The organism is Conexibacter woesei DSM 14684, assembly GCF_000025265.1.
In the GTDB taxonomy this organism is placed as follows: Bacteria; Actinomycetota; Thermoleophilia; order Solirubrobacterales; family Solirubrobacteraceae; genus Conexibacter; species Conexibacter woesei.
The window spans coordinates 4,705,170-4,723,448 of the sequence record NC_013739.1 but is presented as its reverse complement, the minus strand read 5'-3'; the positions used below and the strand labels follow the sequence as shown (position 1 = coordinate 4,723,448).

General features: G+C 71.3%; 13 protein-coding genes. 11 read left to right on the top strand and 2 right to left on the bottom strand.

Translation table 11 applies throughout. The annotated features are described in order from the left end of the window. Positions 1-291 precede the first annotated feature (291 nt). Genes CWOE_RS22225 through CWOE_RS22175 form a run of 11 tightly spaced genes read left to right on the top strand, consistent with a single transcriptional unit; the run spans position 292 to position 14,663 of the window. Positions 292-1,476, top strand: a complete 1,185-nt coding sequence (locus CWOE_RS22225) for a cytochrome P450 (RefSeq protein WP_236262142.1) — start codon at positions 292-294, stop codon at positions 1,474-1,476. Continuing rightward, on the top strand, positions 1,473-2,735 hold the full coding sequence (locus CWOE_RS22220) for a cytochrome P450 (protein WP_236262141.1): 1,263 nt from the start codon (positions 1,473-1,475) through the stop codon (positions 2,733-2,735). The genes CWOE_RS22225 and CWOE_RS22220 overlap by 4 nt, the downstream gene beginning before the upstream one ends. A 4-nt stretch (positions 2,736-2,739) precedes the next feature. Next, complete coding sequence (locus tag CWOE_RS22215; protein WP_012935892.1) at positions 2,740-2,946, top strand: ferredoxin; 207 nt, start codon at positions 2,740-2,742, stop codon at positions 2,944-2,946. Then, positions 2,946-6,923 (top strand): glycosyl hydrolase family 2 protein, encoded by a 3,978-nt coding sequence (locus tag CWOE_RS22210; RefSeq protein ID WP_012935891.1) that lies wholly within the window; start codon positions 2,946-2,948, stop codon positions 6,921-6,923. Before CWOE_RS22215 ends, CWOE_RS22210 begins: the two co-directional genes overlap by 1 nt. 14 nt (positions 6,924-6,937) lie before the next feature. Then, a complete protein-coding gene (locus CWOE_RS22205) occupies positions 6,938-8,278 on the top strand; it encodes an ABC transporter substrate-binding protein (protein WP_012935890.1) in 1,341 nt (446 codons plus the stop codon). Then, positions 8,275-9,207: a carbohydrate ABC transporter permease gene (locus CWOE_RS22200; protein ID WP_012935889.1), complete on the top strand. Its 933-nt coding sequence runs from the start codon at positions 8,275-8,277 to the stop codon at positions 9,205-9,207. The genes CWOE_RS22205 and CWOE_RS22200 overlap by 4 nt, the downstream gene beginning before the upstream one ends. Further along, positions 9,204-10,043 carry a carbohydrate ABC transporter permease gene (locus CWOE_RS22195; protein ID WP_012935888.1) on the top strand — a complete coding sequence of 280 codons (840 nt, stop codon included), beginning with the start codon at positions 9,204-9,206 and terminating at the stop codon, positions 10,041-10,043. The genes CWOE_RS22200 and CWOE_RS22195 overlap by 4 nt, the downstream gene beginning before the upstream one ends. A gap of 40 nt (positions 10,044-10,083) precedes the next feature. Then, a complete protein-coding gene (locus CWOE_RS22190) occupies positions 10,084-11,280 on the top strand; it encodes an ABC transporter ATP-binding protein (protein WP_012935887.1) in 1,197 nt (398 codons plus the stop codon). Then, on the top strand, positions 11,270-12,487 hold the full coding sequence (gene fdhA / locus CWOE_RS22185; protein ID WP_012935886.1) for a formaldehyde dehydrogenase, glutathione-independent: 1,218 nt from the start codon (positions 11,270-11,272) through the stop codon (positions 12,485-12,487). The genes CWOE_RS22190 and fdhA overlap by 11 nt, the downstream gene beginning before the upstream one ends. Before the next feature lie 12 nt (positions 12,488-12,499). Then, positions 12,500-13,462 (top strand): NHL repeat-containing protein, encoded by a 963-nt coding sequence (locus tag CWOE_RS22180; protein ID WP_012935885.1) that lies wholly within the window; start codon positions 12,500-12,502, stop codon positions 13,460-13,462. Positions 13,463-13,469: 7 nt separating this feature from the next. Next, a complete protein-coding gene (locus CWOE_RS22175) occupies positions 13,470-14,663 on the top strand; it encodes a cytochrome P450 (protein WP_012935884.1) in 1,194 nt (397 codons plus the stop codon). On the opposite strand, the gene CWOE_RS22170 is transcribed toward CWOE_RS22175, so the two are convergent. Continuing rightward, positions 14,653-17,160, bottom strand: coding sequence for a family 78 glycoside hydrolase catalytic domain (locus CWOE_RS22170; RefSeq protein WP_236262140.1), 2,508 nt, complete (start codon positions 17,158-17,160; stop codon positions 14,653-14,655). The genes CWOE_RS22175 and CWOE_RS22170 overlap by 11 nt on opposite strands. A 30-nt stretch (positions 17,161-17,190) precedes the next feature. Beyond that, on the bottom strand, positions 17,191-18,246 hold the full coding sequence (locus CWOE_RS22165) for a LacI family DNA-binding transcriptional regulator (protein WP_012935882.1): 1,056 nt from the start codon (positions 18,244-18,246) through the stop codon (positions 17,191-17,193). Positions 18,247-18,279 lie beyond the last annotated feature (33 nt).

Genomic DNA, 18,279 nt, shown 5'->3' with positions numbered 1-18,279 from the left:
ACCGTATTGAAGCGTTACAACTTGGTCAAGTCTTGATACCGAACCTCGGACGGGTGTCGCGCACGGAGGGGTGGAAGTGCGAAGCCGACAGTGCAAGGGTGGGGTCGGTCGCGGCGATCGCGGCGAGTAGAGATCGCGTCCGAGGACGGCGAAAGCGCCCGGCCAGCCGTGGCGCTGAGGCAAGTTGGCACGAAGACTTGACCAAATTGAAACGTTGCAATATGGTCGCTTGGCATGACCCGCACTGCACGAGATGCAACCGCTGCGGAGGACGACGCGGTAACCCTCTCGATGGTACGTGAACGAACGTTCCATCCCTCCGCGGAGCTGGAGAGCTTGCTGCGCAGCGGAGAGTCGCTCCACAGGCTCAAGTTCAAGGGCGGCGAGTTCGGCTGGTTGGTCACCGGATACGACGCGGCGCGGTCGGTGTTGAACGATCTCCGCTTCTCACTGCGGGAGATTCCGCCGCTGCTCACGGTCGAGCCCGCCAAGCATGAAGCTGTCATCCAGACGATGCGGGAGGACGGTCTGCTGCGCGGGGACATGCTCACGATGGACCCGCCGGAGCACACGCGCTTTCGGCAGGCGATCGGACCGCGATTCGCCCTGCGCAGCATCGAGCGGTTCGAGCGCACGGTGGAGCAGATCGTCAGTCGCTGCCTCGACGACATCGAGACGGCCGGGCCTCCCACAGATCTCGTGCGGGCGTTCGCCGCTCCGATCTCCTTCCGCAGCCAGTGCGCGTTGCTCGGGGTGCCAGAGGGCGACATCCCGATGCTCGAGCTGATCGGCGAGACCAACCGGAACCCGGCGCTGTCGGCCGACGAGGTGATCGCCGCGACACGGGAGTTCCGGGCATATCTGGAAGAGGTCGTCGCCCGCAAGCGCCGCGAGCCGGGGGATGACCTCATCAGCGACGTCGTCGAGGGCAGAGTCCTCGACGACGAGGAGATCGTCGGGCTGCTCGTGCTCCTCTTCGTCGCGGGAGTCGAGACGACCGAGTCGATGCTCGCCACCGGTGTCTTCGCCCTGCTCACCCATCGAGACCAGCTCGACCTGCTGCGCGCCGACCCGACGCTGATGAAGCCGGCGGCGGAGGAGCTGATGCGCTACCTGACCGTCTTCAACGTCGGCGCGCTCACGCGCACCGCCACCGAGGATGTCGAAGTCGACGGCGTCGTGATCGAGAAGGGCGCGTGGGTCTCGGTCTCGCTCCTGGGCGCCAACCGCGACTCCGAGCGCTTCAGTCGTCCCGGCGAGCTGGACATCGCGCGCGGCGGGAAGGGCCAGATCGGATTCGGGCACGGCGTGCACGTGTGCAGCGGTCAGCACCTCGCCCGGCTCGAGCTGCGCGTCGGCCTCACGCAGCTGTTCGAGCGCTTCCCGCGCCTCGCGCTCGCGCGAGACGAGGACGTGGCGTTCTCGGGCGAGGACGAGGTCACGTTTGCCGTAAAACGACTGCCGGTGACCTGGTGAGGCCGGGCGACGGCGAAGGATGGACTGGTGTGAATAGCAATCAGGATGGGGCCGTGGCAGAGCCCGTCGACCTCCCCAGCGAGCGGGCCGACGCGCTCGACCCGCCGCCGGGGTTGCGCGAGTTGGCCGAGCGGGCCCCGGTCTCTCGACTGCGGTTCTCCGACGGTCAGCTCGGCTGGCTGGTGACCGGCTACGCGCTGGGCCGCGAGCTGCTGGTGAACAACCAGTTCGTCGTCGACCCGGTTGCGCTGCCGCTCGGCGACGCGGAGATGATCGCCGAGATCGATCGGATCGAGAAGAGCACGCCGGAGAGCGCCGGCGTCCTGATCATGCTCCACCCGCCGCAGCACACGAAGATCCGCCGTGCTGCCGCGAGACACTTCACGGTGAGAGCGATCGCCGAGCAGAAGGACGCGATCGAACGGATCGTCTCCGGACGCCTCGACGCGATGGAGGAGGCCGGCGGTCCGGTCGATCTGGTGACGTCGTTCGCGCTCCCGGTCTCGTCGTTCTCGATCTGCGAGATGCTCGGCGTCCCGCACGCGGATCGAGAGCGATTCGAGCGCCCGAGCGCGGTGCTGGCCGATCCTCACCTCGACGCTGAGCAGAAGCGCGACGCGCTCGTCGCCTTCTACGACTACTGCCGTCAGGTCGTGACGGTGAAGCGGTCCTCGCCGCAGGCGGACATCCTCAGCGATCTCGCCAGCCAGGGCGAGCTCAGCGAGGACGAGATCGTCGGGCTCGCCCGCCAGCTGTTCGAGGCCGGGCACGAGACGACGGCGGCTCAGCTCTCGCTCGCCGTCGTCACGCTGCTGCTCGACCGTGCACGCTGGGAGAGCTTGCGCGCGGACCCGACACAGATCGGGAATGCGGTGGAAGAGCTGCTTCGCTACCTCTCGATCTTGCAGATGGGCACGTTCTCGCGGACGGCGTCGGAGGACGTGGAGCTCGGGAACGTCGTCATCAAGCGGGGAGAGCGGGTGGTCGTCTCGATCCCCGCGGCCAACCGCGACCCCGAGAAGTTTCCCGACCCCGACGAGCTCGACCTCGCGCGCAACGCCGCCGGGCACATCGCGTTCGGACACGGTCGGCACATGTGCATCGGGCAGCACCTCGCCCGCCTGGAGCTGGAGGTCGCGCTCCGTGGTCTGATCGAGCGCTTTCCGCGCCTCGATCTCGCCGTCGGAGTCGAGGAGCTGCGCTTCCTCGGTGGCGAGCACCAGATGTACAGCGTCGAGACCCTGCCCGTGGTCTGGTGAGACGATGCGGGTGATCGTCGATCTCGAGTTGTGCATCGGTGCGGGCGTCTGCGTGCTCACCGCGCCTGAGGTGTTCGACCAGAGCCCGGACGACGGCCGCGTGCGGCTGCTCGCCGAGACCGTGCGCGAGGAAGATGCAGCGATCGCCCGCGAGGCGGCCGATCGCTGCCCGTCCGCTGCGCTGTCGATCCGCGAGGGCAGGGAGCAGTGATGAAGCCGCTGCTGGAGCGCTTCGAGGATCCCGACCGCAGCTTCTTCCCGACGCCGATCTGGTGGTGGAGCGGCGACCGTCTCGAGGCGGCGCGCCTGCGCTGGCAGATGGAGCGCCTGGCCGCCGGCGGCGCGATGAACCTGATCGTCATGAACCTGCTTCCGACCGTGCCCGAGATGGGGATGACGCGGGATGACCCGGCCCTCTTCTCCGAGCAGTGGTGGGAAGTGTTCGAAGGCGTCTGCCGCGACGCCGAGGACCTCGGCATGTCGCTGTGGCTCTACGACCAGATCGGCCACGGCGGCGCCAACCTGCTCGGCGAGGTGGTCGCGAGAGACCCGGACGCGGCCGGGCTCGTGCTCGACCGGACCGTGGTCGACGTCGAGGGGCGCGGCTCGGTCGAATGCCCGCCGGCCGGCACCGTCGTCGCGGCGGCCTTCGTCGAGCACGACGGGACGGTTCGCCCGGTCGAGCCGGCCGGCCGGCGTGCGTCGGCCGAGGGCAGCGGGCGCCTGATGCTCTTCTACACGGCCGCGCGAGGATTGGACTTCTTCTCACGGCGAGCGTGCGAGCAGCTCATCCGCGTCGCGTTCGAGCCGTTCGAGCAGCGCGTGCCCCAGTACCTCGGGAACGTGATCGCAGGCGCCTTCCAAGACGAGCTGCCGCCGATCCAGAACTGGTCTGCGGGCTTCGCCGAGCGCTTCCAGGAGATCGCCGGCTACGACGTGATCCCCAGGCTTGCCGACCTCTGGGAGGACCTCTCGCCCGAGAGCCGTCGTGTGCGGCGGGACTTCCACCACGTGCGCGGAACGCTCGCCGAAGAGGCGTTCTTCACGCCGCTCCAGGAGTGGCACGACCGCCACGGCACGCTCTCCTCGTTCGACCAGGACTACGGCGCGCGCGACGGCGATCCGGCCGGCTCGAGCCGGCTCTACGGCGACTACCTGCGGACCCATCGCTCGTTCAGCGTCCCCGGCTCCGACCATCACGGGGACGCGAAGATCCACTCGTCGCTGGCGCACTCCTACGGGCACGAACGCGTCTGGATCGAGTCGTTTCATTCGAGCGGCTGGGGCGGGACGTTGGAGGAGACGTTCGACTGGCTGCTGCCGTGGATCGGGGCCGGGGCCAACCTCTACAACCCGCACGCCACCTACTACTCGACGCGCGACGGCTGGTGGGAGTGGGCCCCGCCGGCGACGGATTGGCGTCAGCCCTACTGGCGTCATCACATGGAGTTCGCGCGGGCGGTCGCCCGCCTCTGCAGCGCCCTCTCCTGGGGAACCCACGTCTGCGACGTCGCCGTCCTGTTCCCCTCCGCGACCGGGCAGTCGGCGCTGACGCCGGACGGGATCGTCGGCTCGGCGGGTCGCGCGGCCTCCGAGACCTATCACCGGATCGCGGGCAGGATGACCTGGTTCGACACCAAGCCCGGCGTGCTCAACGAGCTCTGCCGCGACTTCGACGTGCTCGACGACGACACGATCGCCTCGGCCGAGGTCGACGGCGGTGCGCTCGCGCATCACGGAGAGCGGTACCGGACGGTGATCCTGCCGGCCTGCGTCGTGATCGAGGAGGCGACCGCTCGCCGGCTCGTCGACTTCGTCGACGGGGGCGGGAACCTCGTCGCGGTCGGGCCGCTGCCCGAGGCGGCCGCGGGGCTGGCCGAGGACGCCGCACCGGTGGAGGCGCTGCGGCAGCGCTTCGCGCAGGGCTCGGCGCGGCAGGTCGAGCGCCCCGAGGATCTGGCCGGCGCGCTCGCGGACGTGCCGGCGCTCGTTCGAGCCGACGTCCCGACCCTGTGCCGCCGCGACGGCGAGGAGGTCGTGGTGTTCGTGCCGGCCGCCTTCCCGCGCGCGAGCAGAGTTTCGCGCGCGGTCAAGGACCCGGATCCCGTCTTCGACTGGCTGAAGGTCGACATCGACTTCGAACCGTCCGGCTGGGCGCGCGAACGCGAGCTCGTCGTCTCCGGCGTCAGCGGCGCACCGCAGCTGTGGGAGCCCTTCTCGGGCCGTCGCCGTTGGTTGGACTCGGAGCCGACCGCGGACGGCGTGAAGGTGCGCGTCCCGTTCGACGACGGGCCGGCCGCGCTGCTCGTCTGGGGCTGCTCGGAGGACCCGCCCGCGGCCGGGCGGGACGTACCGGCCGAACCGGAGCTCGCCGAGCCGATCGTGCTCGACGGTCGCTGGGAAGTCGAGATCGAGCCGACCTTGGAAGACCAGTGGGCCGATCTCGACGCACCGCCGCGCGACCTGCCGGTCGAGGCGTGGGCGATCGAGCACGAGGACGACGGACGCTGGGTGCCGGCGCATGCGACGTTCGGCGCGCGTGCGCGGTGGGCCGGGCCGGCGCTGCCGGACGACCTGCCGGCGCCGGGCGGCGAGGCGGGGGAGGGCGGCTGGAAGGAGGCCGTCTGGTCGCCGTCGCGGGGAATTCGCAAGGACCCGATTCATCGCCACACGCTCGGACCGAGCGGCCGCGTACCCGAAGAGTTCATGCGCTTCGGTCAGGTCGAGCGCGGCGAGGCGGTGCACGTTCGCACCGTCCTGCACGCGGCGTCGGCGGCCGAGACGAACCTCGTCGTCGGCGGTGCGGCCGTGAAGTCGGCCTGGCTCGACGGGCAGCAGCTGGAGCTGGTGGACGTGGGCTACCTGGCACACGCGCGCATCGCGCTCGCGGCGGGCACGTCGGTGCTCGATCTGCGCCTGGTCGCCGAGGAGCCGCTCGAGCTGCGCGCCAGCTTCACCTTCGTCGCCGACGTCGGCGGCGTTCTGAGCCCTGACTGGATCCGGACCGCCGGTCCCTCTCGCGCGCGTTCGGTCGTCGCGTTCACCCGCGCGATCGAGCTTGACTCCGATCCGCTCGAGGCGCAGGCGCTCGTCGGCACCAGCGGCCCGTGCCGGGTGCTGGTGAACGGGCACGAGCTCGGGCGGCACGCGGGGTACAAGGCCGAGATCGAAGGCCCGCGCGACGAGTTCGCCTACTACGACCTCGGCGAGCACCTCGCCGCGGGCAGGCACGAGCTGCGCGTCGAGATCGACGACTTCGGCCACTCCAACCCGGCAACGCAGGTCGACCTCGTCGTCACGACGGACGAGGGGCAGACACGCCTGCACTCGGACCGCAGTTGGAGCGCGGAGCGCGACGGCGTCCCGATCCCGATCGAGATCAGACGATCGCCGGCGGGCCTCACCAGCGCCATCGACGGGCGGTACCTGCAGTCGGGCGACCTCACGCACACCCACCTCTGGCAGCGGCCGCATCCGCTGCCGGACGCGGTCTGGTTGGAGCCGGGCCGTCCCGGGGCCGACGCGGGCGCGTCGATCGACGCTCGCATCGCGCCGGAGAGCCCCGTGCAGCGCTACCGCCTGACCGCTCCGCCGGGCGCGCTGCGGATGCAGGTCTCGCCGGCGAGCGGCTGCCGCCTGGTCGGGCTCAGCGTCGACGGCGAGCCGGTCGCGCTCGGCACGCCGGCGACGGCGGGTCCGTGCGTGGTCGAGCTGCCCGGCGGCGATCCCGGTCCGAAGCGCGTCGAGCTGGCGATCGAGGCGGCGCCGGGGTTGCGCGGCGGCGGAGCGTTCGCCGCACCGGTTCGCTTCGCGACCGGGACCGGGATGGCCGAGCTCGGCGACTGGCAGTCGCGAGGGCTCGCCAGCCACAGCGGTGGCGTGCGGTACCGGCGCAGGCTCGACGACGTCCCGGCCGGTCGGCTGCGGCTCGATCTGGGGGTCGTGCGCGGCACCGCCGAGCTGCTCGTCGACGGCGAGAGCGTCGGGGTCCGCGTCTGCTCGCCGTACCGGTTCGAGTTCTCGGCGGGCGCGGGATCGGTCGTGGAGGTCGTCGTGCTGAACACGCTGGGGCCGCATCTCGATGCGGTCAGCCCGACCCACTACGTCTTCGAGGGGCAGACGCGGTCGGGGCTGTTCGGGCCGGTGACGCTGGCGGCCTGCAGGACGGAGGGTGGAGGGTCACTGTGAATGGAGGAGAGGCAATGAGTACAAGGCTCAAGCGCATCTGCGCGCTGGCGCTCGTCGGCGCGATCGCGCTGTTCGCCGTCGCGTGCGGAGGCTCGAACGACGACAACGGCGGCGGTGGTGGCGGCAGCAGCGGCAGCAGTACGGCGGGCACGCCGGACCCGGCTGACGTCAGCGGCAAGATCGTCGTCTGGGACGTCTTCTACAGATCGTTCCCGAGCTACACGAGAGCGGTCCCGGAGCTCGACGCGGCGTTCAAGAAGAAGTACCCGAACGTGACCGTCGAGCACGTCGCGCAGCCGTTCGCCGAGTACCAGGCGCTGCAGCAGGCGGCGTTCACCGGGCGCGAGGGCCCGGACGTGATGATGATGCCGAACGCCGGGGGCATCCGCCAGTTCCAGAAGGGGCTGGAGGAGCTCAATGACCGGATCACGCCGGAGATGCAGGAGCAGCTGACCGGCTGGGATGCGGTGACGCCGGGGTACAGAACCGAGGGTCCGCACTACGGCGTGCCGATCGCCCAGACCGACTTCATGTTCTATTTCAACAAGAGACTGTTCAGAAGAGCCGGTCTGCCGACCGACTTCGAGCCGAGAACCTGGGAGGACCTCCGCGACGCCGGCCTGAAGCTGAAGGCCGCCGGCATCCAGCCGTTCACCGGGGGCAACAAGGAGGGCTACGAGTCGCAGTGGTGGTGGCACATGGCGTGGCCGACCTACAACACCCAGGAGCAGGCGGTCGCGCTCGCCGACGGCGAGCTGCCCTTCACCGACCCGGCCGTCGCCCAGACGTTCGAGCCCGAGATGATGATGCAGAGAGCGGGGCTGTTCGAGAGAGACCGCTTCACCACGCCCTTCTTCAATGACGGCTGGATGCGCTTCGCCGACGGCAAGGCCGCGATGATCCTCGGCGGCTCGACGAACACCGCCTACTGGGGTGACTTCAACAGAGCGCTCGGCGAGGAGAACGTCGGGATGTTCCTGCCGCCGGGCAGCAAGTACATATCGATGAACCCCGAGTGGAGCTGGTCGATCCCGAAGTTCGCCGAGAACAAGGACGCCGCATGGGCGTACATCGACTTCATGGCGAGCAGAGAGGGTCTCGAGATGCTCTTCGAGATGACCGGCGAGCTGCCCAACCGCAAGGACGCGGAGCTGCCGGCCGACGCGCCGTCCCAGGCCAGACAGATCCGCGACTGGTACCGCGACGGGCCGACGTTCCTCGCGACCGACGTGCTGACTCCGAGCCAGGTCACGCAGACGATGAACACGGAGGCGAAGGAGTGGCTCCAGGGCCGCAAGTCGAAGGAGGAGATGCTGGAGTCGATCCAGGCGACGTCCGAGCAGGTCAACCGGTGACATCCATCGACGGGCCCGCGCAGGTGCGCGGGCCCGCCCTGGGCACCCGTCTGCGCCGCGCCGCCGGGCGCGCCACGCCGCTGTTCCTGCTGGCGCCGGCGCTGGCGCTGCTCGTCTGGCTGCTCGTGATTCCGGCCGCTGACGCGGTGCGGCTCGCCTTCACCGACTGGGACGGCTTCGCCGACCCGCAGTGGATCGGGCTCGACAACTTCAACGACCTGCTGAGCGACGACCGCTTCACGCAGGCGCTGACGCACAACCTGATCATCATCGCGACCCTGCCGATCTGGATCGCGGTCCCGTACGCGCTTGCCTGGGGCCTGCACCACAAGATCTGGGGCTGGCGCTTCTTCCGCTTCGCGTTCTTCCTGCCGGTGGTCCTGTCGCCGGTCGTGATCGGCGTCTACTACGGGATGTTCCTCGACCCCGACGGGCCGTTCAACGGCCTCCTGCGCACGATCGGGCTCGGCGGGCTGGCGCGCGAGTGGACCAACGATCCAGGGCTCGCGCTCCCGGTCGTCATAGCGATCGTCATCTGGTGGACGTTCGGCATAGGCGTCCTGATCTTCCTCAGCGCGCTCTCGAACCTCGACGGCGAGCTGGAGGACGCGGCCCGCGTCGACGGCGCCTCGCGCTGGCAGATCCAGCGCCACGTGATCTTCTGGCAGATGCGCCCGGTGGTCCAGTTCTGGGCGATCATCCTCGTGATCCTCTCGTTCACGTCGTTCTTCCCGTTGATCTACACGCTGACCGACGGCGGACCGGGATTCGCGACGGCGACCGTCGACTTCTACCTGTACCAAGAGGCGTTCGGCAACGGGAACCTCGGCTACGCCAGCGCCGTCGCGGTCGCGCTCGTCGTCGTGATCGGCGTCGTCGCGGGCCTCGCCGTGCTGCTGCTGCGCGGGCGCCGGAAGGGGATCCGATGAGCAGTCCGCAGACGATCGGGCGCCGGGGCCGGCGCGCGGTGGTGTGGCTGATCTTCGCCACGCTCGCCGCCTCGACGATCTATCCGCTCTTCTTCCTGCTCTCGACGGCGCTGCGCACGTCCGAGGACTACCGGCGGGCCCCCGGCGGGCTGCCGCAGGCGCTCACCTTCGACAACGTCGACCGGGCCTTCTCCGACATGGGGATCGACACGCTGGCGATCAACTCGCTGCTGGTCGTGGTGCCGGCCGTGCTGCTCCTGACCGTGCTCGCATCGCTCGCCGCGTACGCGCTGGTCCACTTCGAGTTCCCGCTGCGGCGCACGACGTTGGTGGTCGTGGCGGCGTTGATGGCGCTGCCGCCGGTGGCGATCGTGATCCCGATCTTCAAGGTCGTCCTCGACGCGGGCCTGCTGAACGACCGGCTGGGGCTGATCCTGACGTACACCGCGCTCCAGCTGCCGTTCAGCATCTTCCTGCTGGCGTCGTTCATGCGCGCGGTCCCCGGCGAGCTGCTGAAGGCCGCGATGCTCGACGGCGCCGGCCCGCTGCGGACGCTCTGGTCGGTGGTGCTGCCGCTCGTGCGGCCGGGCCTGCTGACGCTGATGACGCTCAACTTCCTGTTTCTGTGGAACGAGTTCCTCTACTCGCTGGTGCTGCTCCAACGCGAGCCCCAACGCACGATGATGGTCGGGATCGGCCAGTTCCAGGGCCACTTCGACCAGGGCCTGGGGATCCTCTCCGCGGGCCTGATGATGTCGATGGTCCCGCCGCTGGTGATCTTCTTCTTCTTCCAGCGCGACCTCGCCCGAGGCCTCACCACCGGAGCGCTGAAGTGAGCCGCTTCGACCTGTTCACCGCTACCTCAAGGGAGACGCCATGGGCTCGATCCAGCTCCATGAAGTGACCAAGGCCTTCCCGAAGTCGGCGGCCGCCGCCGTCGACCGCGTAACGCTCGAGATCGCCGACGGCGAGTTCCTCGTCCTGGTCGGCCCGTCGGGCTGCGGCAAGTCGACGCTCCTGCGGATGATCGCCGGGATCGAGGACATCAGCTCCGGGCAGATCCTGATCGACGGCACCGACGCGACCCACGCGCCGCCGAAGGAACGCGACATCGCGATGGTGTTCCAGAGCTACGCGCTCTACCCGCAGATGACCGTGGCCGAGAACCTGAGCTTCGCGCTGAAGCTGCGCAAGATGCCGAAGGCGGAGCGCACCCAGCGGGTCGACGACGTCATGCGCATGCTGCGCCTGACGGAGCTCGCGTCGCGCACGCCGGGGCAGCTCTCCGGCGGCCAGCGGCAGCGGGTCGCGATGGGGCGGGCGATGGTGCGCGAGCCGGCCGCGTTCCTGATGGACGAGCCGCTGTCGAACCTCGACGCGAAGCTGCGGATCGCGATGCGCTCCGAGCTCGCCCGCTTGCACGAGCGGCTTGGCGTCACGACGATCTACGTGACCCACGACCAGATCGAGGCGATGACGCTGGGCCAGCGGGTGGCGGTGCTGAAGGACGGCGCCCTGCAGCAGGTCGGCACCCCGCAGGAGCTGTTCCACCAGCCGCGGAACCTGTTCGTCGCCGCGTTCATCGGCAGCCCGACGATCAACCTCGTCGAAGCCGAGGTGAGCGACGGCTCGCTGCAGATCGGCGGCCATGCGATCCCGGTCCCCGCGCACGCGGCGCTCACAGCCGGCTCGAAGGTGGTCGTCGGGGTCCGCCCCTCCGCGTTCGAGCTGGCCGAGTTCGCGGATGCCTCCGCCCCGCGCCTCTCGGCGCGACTCGAGGTCGTCGAGAACCTCGGCGACGAGATCCACGCGATCTTCCCGCTCGATGCGCCCCGGGTCGACGTCGACGCTGCCGTCGGCGTGGAGCAGGCCGGCGACGAGCAGCTGCTCGTCGACGAGCGCGCGCTGTTCACCGCTGCGCTCGTCCCGCGTCGATCGCTCAGTCCCGGCGACGAGGTCGAGCTGGCGATCGACACGAGCCGGCTGCAGTTCTTCGACCCGGAGAGCGGATTGGCGCTCGCCGGGCCCACGACCGACGAGAACGCGAGCGAAAGGAAGATCCATGCCGGATAACCGAGGCGTCGCCTACATCGCGCCGGGCAAGGTCGAGGTCCGCAGCATGGACTTCCCGACCTTCGAGCTGCAGGACGGCCCTGGGGTCCACCCGGCGAACGTCGGCCGCAAGCTCCCGCACGCGGCGATCGTCAAGTGCGTCACGACGAACATCTGCGGCTCCGACCAGCACATGGTCCGCGGTCGCACGACCGCGCCCGCCGGCCTGATCCTCGGTCACGAGATCACCGGCGAGGTGGTCGCGGTCGGGCCGGGCGTTGAGTTCATCGAGGTCGGGGACCTCTGCTCGGTCCCGTTCAACATCGCCTGCGGACGCTGCCGGCGCTGCAAGACTGGCGACACCGGGGTCTGCCTCAGCGTCAACCCGGACCGTCCCGGCTCGGCCTACGGCTACGTCGACATGGGCGGCTGGGTCGGCGGCCAGGCCGAGTACGCGGTCGTCCCCTACGCCGACTGGAACCTGCTCAAGTTCCCCGACAAGGAGCAGGCGCTGGAGAAGATCCTCGACCTGACGATGCTCTCCGACATCTTCCCGACGGGGTACCACGGGGCGGTCACGGCGGGTGTCACCTCGGGCTCGACGGTCTACGTCGCCGGCGCCGGTCCGGTCGGTCTCGCCGCCGCCCACTCCGCGCAGCTGCTCGGCGCCGCGGTGGTGATCGTCGGCGACCTGATCCCCGAGCGGCTGGCCCAGGCGCGCAGCTTCGGCTGCGAGACGATCGACGTCTCCGCGGGCGACCCGAAGGACCAGATCGAGCAGATCCTCGGCGTGCCCGAGGTCGACGCGGCGATCGACGCGGTCGGCTTCGAGGCACGCGGTCACGGCGGCGACGCCGGCCACGAGGCGCCGGCCACCGTGCTCAACTCGATCATGGACGTGACACGGGCGGGCGGGAAGCTCGGCATCCCCGGGCTCTACGTGACCGGCGATCCCGGCGCGGTCGACGACGCGGCGAAGGAGGGCTCGCTTTCGATCCGGATCGGGCTCGGCTGGGCGAAGTCGCACAGCTTCACGACCGGCCAGTGCCCGGTGATGCGCTACCACCACGGCCTGATGCAGATGATCCTCAACGACAAGGCGCAGATCGCTCGCGCGGTCAACGCGACGGTGATCGGGCTCGACGACGCGCCGCGGGGGTACGGGGACTTCGACCAGGGCGCCGCCCGCAAGTACGTGATCGACCCGCACGGGATGGTCCGGAGCTGAGGACGTCGTCCGATGACCTGGAACGAGCAGTGGGTCGCGGCCGGCGTCGCGCTCTACGGCGACGACGCGTGGGCACACCACGACCTCGCGGTGACCGCCGACCAGCGGATCGTCGGCTTCCGCTCCGGCGGCGATCGCTTCTGGATCCTCGACGCCGACGGGCGGGCCGTGGGGGAGTTCGCGAGCGGCCTCGGGGAGGGGCACGGGCTGACGATCGCTGGGCCCGCCGGGGCGCAGGAGCTGTGGGTCGCCGATCCCGGCATCACCTTCGCCCGTGACGCCCAGGGGGTTCACGACGCGGTGGTGCCGAGCGCCCACGGCCGGGTCGTCGCGGTCGGCCTCGACGGCGACCTGATCGCGGAGCTGCCGACGCCGGCCACGCCGGTCTACGAGAGCGAGGTCTACCGGCCGACGACCGTCATGGTCGACGACGCCGGCGACGGCACGGTCTGGGTGGCCGACGGCTATGGCGCCGAGCTGGTCCACCACCTCTCGCGCGACGGCGAGCTGCTGCTGACGCTCACCGGCGAGGAGGGCGCCGGCCGCTTCGACTGCCCTCACGGCCTGCTGATCGACCGCCGCCGGCCGGAGCGCCCGCAGCTCTACGTGACCGACCGCGGCAACGACCGGATCGTCGTCTACGACCTCGACGGGACCTTCCTGCGCGCGGTCGACGAGGGCCTGCGGGCGCCGAGCGGCCTGGCGCTCCGCGGCGAGGAGCTGGTCGTCGCCGAGCTGGAGGCGCGGCTGACGATCCTCGATTGCGACGACCGCGTCGTCGAGCGGATCGGCGACGATCCGCAGGCGACCGCGCGCCCGGGCTGGCCGAACGCGCTCGACGCCGACGGGCGCACCGTCCGCCCGGAGCTGCCGCACGGGCGCTTCAACAGCCCGCACGGGCTGGCGGTCGACGCCGCCGGGCGCATCTACGTCGCCGAGTGGGTCCTGGGCGGCCGCATCGTCCGCGTCGGGTGAGGGTGACATGGCGGAGCCGATCCAGCTGCCGATCGGGCGGGCGAACCTCTTCGATCCGCCCGCCGAGCTCGCCGCGCTGGCTGCCGCCGACGCGCCGCAGCGCCTGCAGTACGCCGACGGGCAGGTCGGCTGGCTGGTGACGTCCCACGAGGCGGCGCGCCGCGTCGTCGCGGACCGCCGGCTCGCCGTCGTGATGGCGCAGCCGGTCGGCGACGCCGCCGTCCAGGCGACGTTCGACGAGGCGATCGCCGGGCTCGACGACGGCTTCGTCAGCCTCAAGAACCCGCCCGACCACACGCGCCTGCGGCGCGCGGTCGCCGGGCGCTTCACGCCGGGCCGGGTCGCCGAGCGGCGCACCCGGATCGAGGCGATCGTCGCCGACCTGCTGACCGCGATGGAGCGATCCGGCCCGCCGGCGGACCTGCGGACGGCGTTCGCGCTGGCGGTCCCGTCGCGGGTGATCTGCGAGCTGCTCGGCGTGCCGGCGAGCGACGAGCAGCGGTTCCTGCGCCCGACCGAGACGATGCTCGACTCGGCCGCGACGCCGGCCGAGATCGCGGCGGCCTTCGGCGCCTTCGCCGACTACGTGCACGAGGTCGTCGCGCGCAAGCACGCCGACCCGCAGGACGACCTCCTGACGGACTTGGCCCAAGGGGGCGAGCTGGACGACCGGGAGCTGGCGGGGATCGCGATGGAGCTGTTCATCACGGGCCACGAGACGACGGCCAACGCGATCGCGCTCGGGGCGCTGGCGCTGCTGCGCGAGCGCGAGGCATGGGAGGCGCTCTGCGCCGACCCGTCGCTGATCGGGCAGTGGAGCGAGGAGCTGCTGCGCTATCTGTCGATCGTCGAGCAGAGCTTCACCCGCGTCGCGACCGAGGACGTCGAGCTGGACGACGTGACGATCCGCGCCGGCGAACGGGTCACGGTGTCGTTGCTGACCGCGAACCACGACCGTGCCAAGTTCCCCGCGCCCGACGAGCTGCGGCTCGACCGCGGCGCACAGGGGCACCTCGCGTTCGGGCACGGCATCCACAAGTGCATCGGCCAGCACCTGGCGCGGGTCGAGCTGCAGGTCGCGCTGGCGGGGCTCGCCCGCCGCTTCCCGGCGCTGCGCCTCTCCGCGTCGGAGGAGGAGCTGCCGATCGAGAGCGCCGACGTCGGCGTCTACCGCGCGCTCGCGCTGCCCGTCAGCTGGTAGCCGACCGCAGCTCGTGCCGCCCGGGCCCGAGCTGCCGCTGCTCGCCGCCCCACTCGACGTCGAGCGGGACCGGGCTGTCGATCGCGAGCCGTCCGCTCTCGGCGTCGGCCCGCACCCACAGCGGACCGTGGGGAGTCGGCGCCGTTCCCTCGGCCCACGCCAGGTCGCCGAGCGCCGGGGCGACACGGGCGCGGGCGAAGCCCGGCTCGGCCGGCTGCACGCCCAGCGTGTAGACGACCAGATCGCGGGTCGGGGTCGAGCTCCAGCCGTGGCAGTGGGAGCCGCCCACCCAGGTCTCCGGCCAGGTGCGCTCGCCCGCCCGCACGCACCTGCCCCAGTCGCGGCAGGCGTCGGCGACGAGGTCGGCGCGGCCCGCCTCCGCCAGCGCGTCGTGGACGACGTAGCGGAAGAAGGGCTGCGCCTCGAGGATCCAGCGCTGCTGGTCCCAGCTCGGCTCCGGGTTGCCGTGCGCGACGAGGTCGGCGCCGGCCGCCAGGTCGCCGGTGCCGAGGCGTTCGAAGGCGGGGGCGGAGTGGGCGAGGAGGCTGCGGTCGGCGAGGGTCGCGGCGAGCCCGGCGAGCCGCTCGGCGGGCACGATCGCGGCGCAGATCGCCGCCGCGTTGGTGTGGCGGCTCGCCGCCGGGCGCACCGCGCCGGCGACGCGGTGGTCGCGATAGAGCGCCCGCTCCGGTTCCCAGAAGACCTCGAACCCCGTGGCCACGTCGTGGCGCAGGTTCCGCGCCCAGGACGCGCGGTGGCCGTCCCCGAGCCACTCCGCCATCTGCTCGAGGTCGCGCAGCGCGCGCGCCCAGAGCGCGTTCAGCGCCGCGCTCGTGCCCGCCACCGGGACTGCGCTCCAGTCGATCAGCACCCATCCCGGGACCTCGGCGAGGAGCCCGTCCGGCCCGCGGTACGGCACGAACCAGCGCAGCACGCGCTCGCAGCCGGCGAGCAGCGAGGCCACCAGCTCCCGGTCGCCGGTGTAACGCATGAGGTTCCGCACGGCGCGGATCCAGTGCAGGGCCCAGTCGGGGATGTAGCTGCCCTCCAGCGGACCGCCGCCCAGGTTTGAGCAGACCGCCATCGGCAGCATCCCGTCGCTGCGCGGCGTGTCGGCGAGGACCGGGTTCCAGCGCGCCAGCGACCAGTCCTCGGCGGTCGCGAGGTGCACCGACTGGTGGACGACGAAGTCCCCGGTCCAGGCGCGGGCCTCGCGGGTCGGGCAGTCGATGTAGGCGTCCTGCGAGCAGAGCTCGACCGTGCGCAGCCCGATCGCGAAGACCTCGTTCAGCAGCTCGTCGCTGCAGCGGAACGGTGCCGAGGGGACGCGCGCACGGGGGAAGAGCCGCTCACGGACCGCGACCCGCAGGCGCACCGCGCTCTCGGCGCGCACCGAGGCGACCGCGTAGCGGCCCCCCAGCGGGTCGAACGACTCGTAGCCGTCGTCGGCGCCGCGGGCGGTGTAGCGCAGGCCGGCGTGCGCGAACTCGGCGACGAGCAGGCCGTCGTCGTCGAGCTCCTCGCCGAGCGCGACGTCGATCCGCGTCCCCGTGGGCCCCTCGACGTCGAGCCGGACCGTCCCAGCGACGGTCTCCCCGAAGTCGAACGCGACCAGCTGCGGGCTGCCGCCGGGGACCTCGACGCTCCCGTCGGCGGGCAGCGCGGGCCGGGTCGCGCTGAGGACCGCGGCCCGCTGGTCGGCGAGCACCTGCTCGACCGGGTCGTCGGCGGCGGGCGAGACGGCGGCGGCGGTCGGCACCACGACCGCTCTGCGTGGCCTGCGGTCGTCGCCGGAGAGCTGCGGTATCGGCCGCGGCGGCAAGCGGCCGAACGGGTCGCTCGGCGGCTCGAGGACGCCGAGGTACCCGTCGTTGCGCGGGTCGATCGGCTCCGCTCGCGGCCACGCGGCGTCGTCGAAGTCCGCCTCCGTCCAGCCCGCGGGAAGCTGCCGCGCGTCGACCATCTCGCGCAGGAACCCCGTCCCGTCCTCGAACGACGGCGGCCCCGGCGCCCAGGCGTCCCCGGCCAGCGCCCGCCAGCGCTCGTCGGTCGCGATCACCTCGCCATCCCCGAGCCGGAGCTCGGCCGCCACCGCTCCCCCGCCGAGGCCGAGCGTGACCGGCGTCGGCAGCCACCAGGCGGTGGGGACCCCGTAGTAGCGGGCGAGCACCGCGACCGCGTTGCGGCCGGGGCGCAGCTGCTCGGCGACCGCGACGAGCTCGCAGCGCGTGCTCCGCGCGTCCGAGCGGACCGGCCCGCGGGCGACCTCGTGGCCGTTCACCCAGACGACGAGGCGCGAGTTGGCGACCGCTCGCAGCACCGCTTCGCCGGGCACCTCGGTGAGGTCGAAGGCCCGCCGCAGGAGGACGAAGCGGTCGTAGACGGCCGGGTCGACCGCGCCGGCCAGGAGGCCGGGGCGGTGGCCGGTGTCGCCGAGCCACACCCACTTCGCGTCCCACCGGTACGGCACAGGAGCGGTCCCCGAGCGTGACTCCACGGCGCGGACGCTAGCAGAGTTTGAAACGTTTCAGGCGCGGCTGAGCATGTGGTCCTGCCGCGCGCCGACGGTCGCGTCGGGGCCGCCGGTCGACGCGCGGACGACGAGCTCGGGCGTGAAGACGACCTGTTCGTGCTTGTGGGTCGCGTCGTTCGCCTCGTTCAGCAGCTGCTCGGCCGCGCGACGGCCGAGCTCGTAGGCGGGCTGGCGTACGGACGTCAGCGGCACGAACGCCATCGTCGCGAAGGCGACGTCGTCGTAGCCGACGATCGCGAAGTCGTCGGGAACACGGTGGCCGGCGGCGATCAGGGCGTGCTCGACGCCGAGCGCCAGGAGGTCGTTGGCGCAGAAGATGCCGGTCGGCTTGTCCTTCGTGGCGAGGATCTCCCGTGCCGCTTCTTCGCCGGCGCGGATCGTCATCTGCTCGACCTCGATGTCGGCACCCTCGAGCAGGTGCGCTCCGGCGGCTTCCGCGGCGGCGAGAAAGCCCGTGCGGCGGTCGGCGCACTGGTTCCAGGCGTGGGGGCCGTTGACGAGCGCCAGTCGCCGGTGTCCCAGCTCGCACAGGTGCTCGCCGGCGAGCCGGCCGCCGGAGACGTCGTCCACGGAGGCGCTGCATTGGCTTCTGCTGGCGCTGCGCCTGTCGAGCATCACGACCGGTGTGCCGTTCTTGCGCATCCGGCTGTAGACGCGCGAGTTGCCCTTGCTCACGCCCGTCGCGACGATACCGGCCACCCGCTGTTCCTCGAGCAGCCGCAACTGCCGGCGCTCGTGCGTGGGGTCGCCGGCGAGGCTGCAGACGACGACGAGGTACCCGGCTTCGCTGGCTGCGGCTTCGACTCCCTGGTAGACCTCGGTGAAGAAGGGGTTGTCGAGGTCGAGGACGATCAGCCCGATCGCCTTGCTTCTGGCCCCTGTCATCTGACGCGCCGCGGCGCTCGGCACGAAGTCCAGTTCGTCGATCGCCGCCTGGATCGTCGCGAGCGTGTGCTCGGCGACGACCTCGGGCCGGTTGAGCGCATTCGACACGGTGCCGACGGAGACGCCGGCGCGCTTGGCGACGTCGAGAATGGTCCAGCGTCTCATTTCGCCCAACGATACTCGCTGCGGAGCGTGGTC

What these genes read in the sequence shown, in the direction of transcription:
- CWOE_RS22225 (WP_236262142.1), top strand. Translation starts at nt 292, where the DNA reads ATGGTACGTGAACGAACGTTCCATCCCTCCGCGGAGCTGGAGAGCTTG.
- CWOE_RS22215 (WP_012935892.1), top strand. Translation starts at nt 2,740, where the DNA reads ATGCGGGTGATCGTCGATCTCGAGTTGTGCATCGGTGCGGGCGTCTGC.
- CWOE_RS22210 (WP_012935891.1), top strand. Translation starts at nt 2,946, where the DNA reads ATGAAGCCGCTGCTGGAGCGCTTCGAGGATCCCGACCGCAGCTTCTTC.
- CWOE_RS22205 (WP_012935890.1), top strand. Translation starts at nt 6,938, where the DNA reads ATGAGTACAAGGCTCAAGCGCATCTGCGCGCTGGCGCTCGTCGGCGCG.
- CWOE_RS22195 (WP_012935888.1), top strand. Translation starts at nt 9,204, where the DNA reads ATGAGCAGTCCGCAGACGATCGGGCGCCGGGGCCGGCGCGCGGTGGTG.
- CWOE_RS22190 (WP_012935887.1), top strand. Translation starts at nt 10,084, where the DNA reads ATGGGCTCGATCCAGCTCCATGAAGTGACCAAGGCCTTCCCGAAGTCG.
- fdhA (WP_012935886.1), top strand. Translation starts at nt 11,270, where the DNA reads ATGCCGGATAACCGAGGCGTCGCCTACATCGCGCCGGGCAAGGTCGAG.
- CWOE_RS22180 (WP_012935885.1), top strand. Translation starts at nt 12,500, where the DNA reads ATGACCTGGAACGAGCAGTGGGTCGCGGCCGGCGTCGCGCTCTACGGC.
- CWOE_RS22175 (WP_012935884.1), top strand. Translation starts at nt 13,470, where the DNA reads ATGGCGGAGCCGATCCAGCTGCCGATCGGGCGGGCGAACCTCTTCGAT.
- CWOE_RS22165 (WP_012935882.1), bottom strand. Translation starts at nt 18,246, where the DNA reads ATGAGACGCTGGACCATTCTCGACGTCGCCAAGCGCGCCGGCGTCTCC.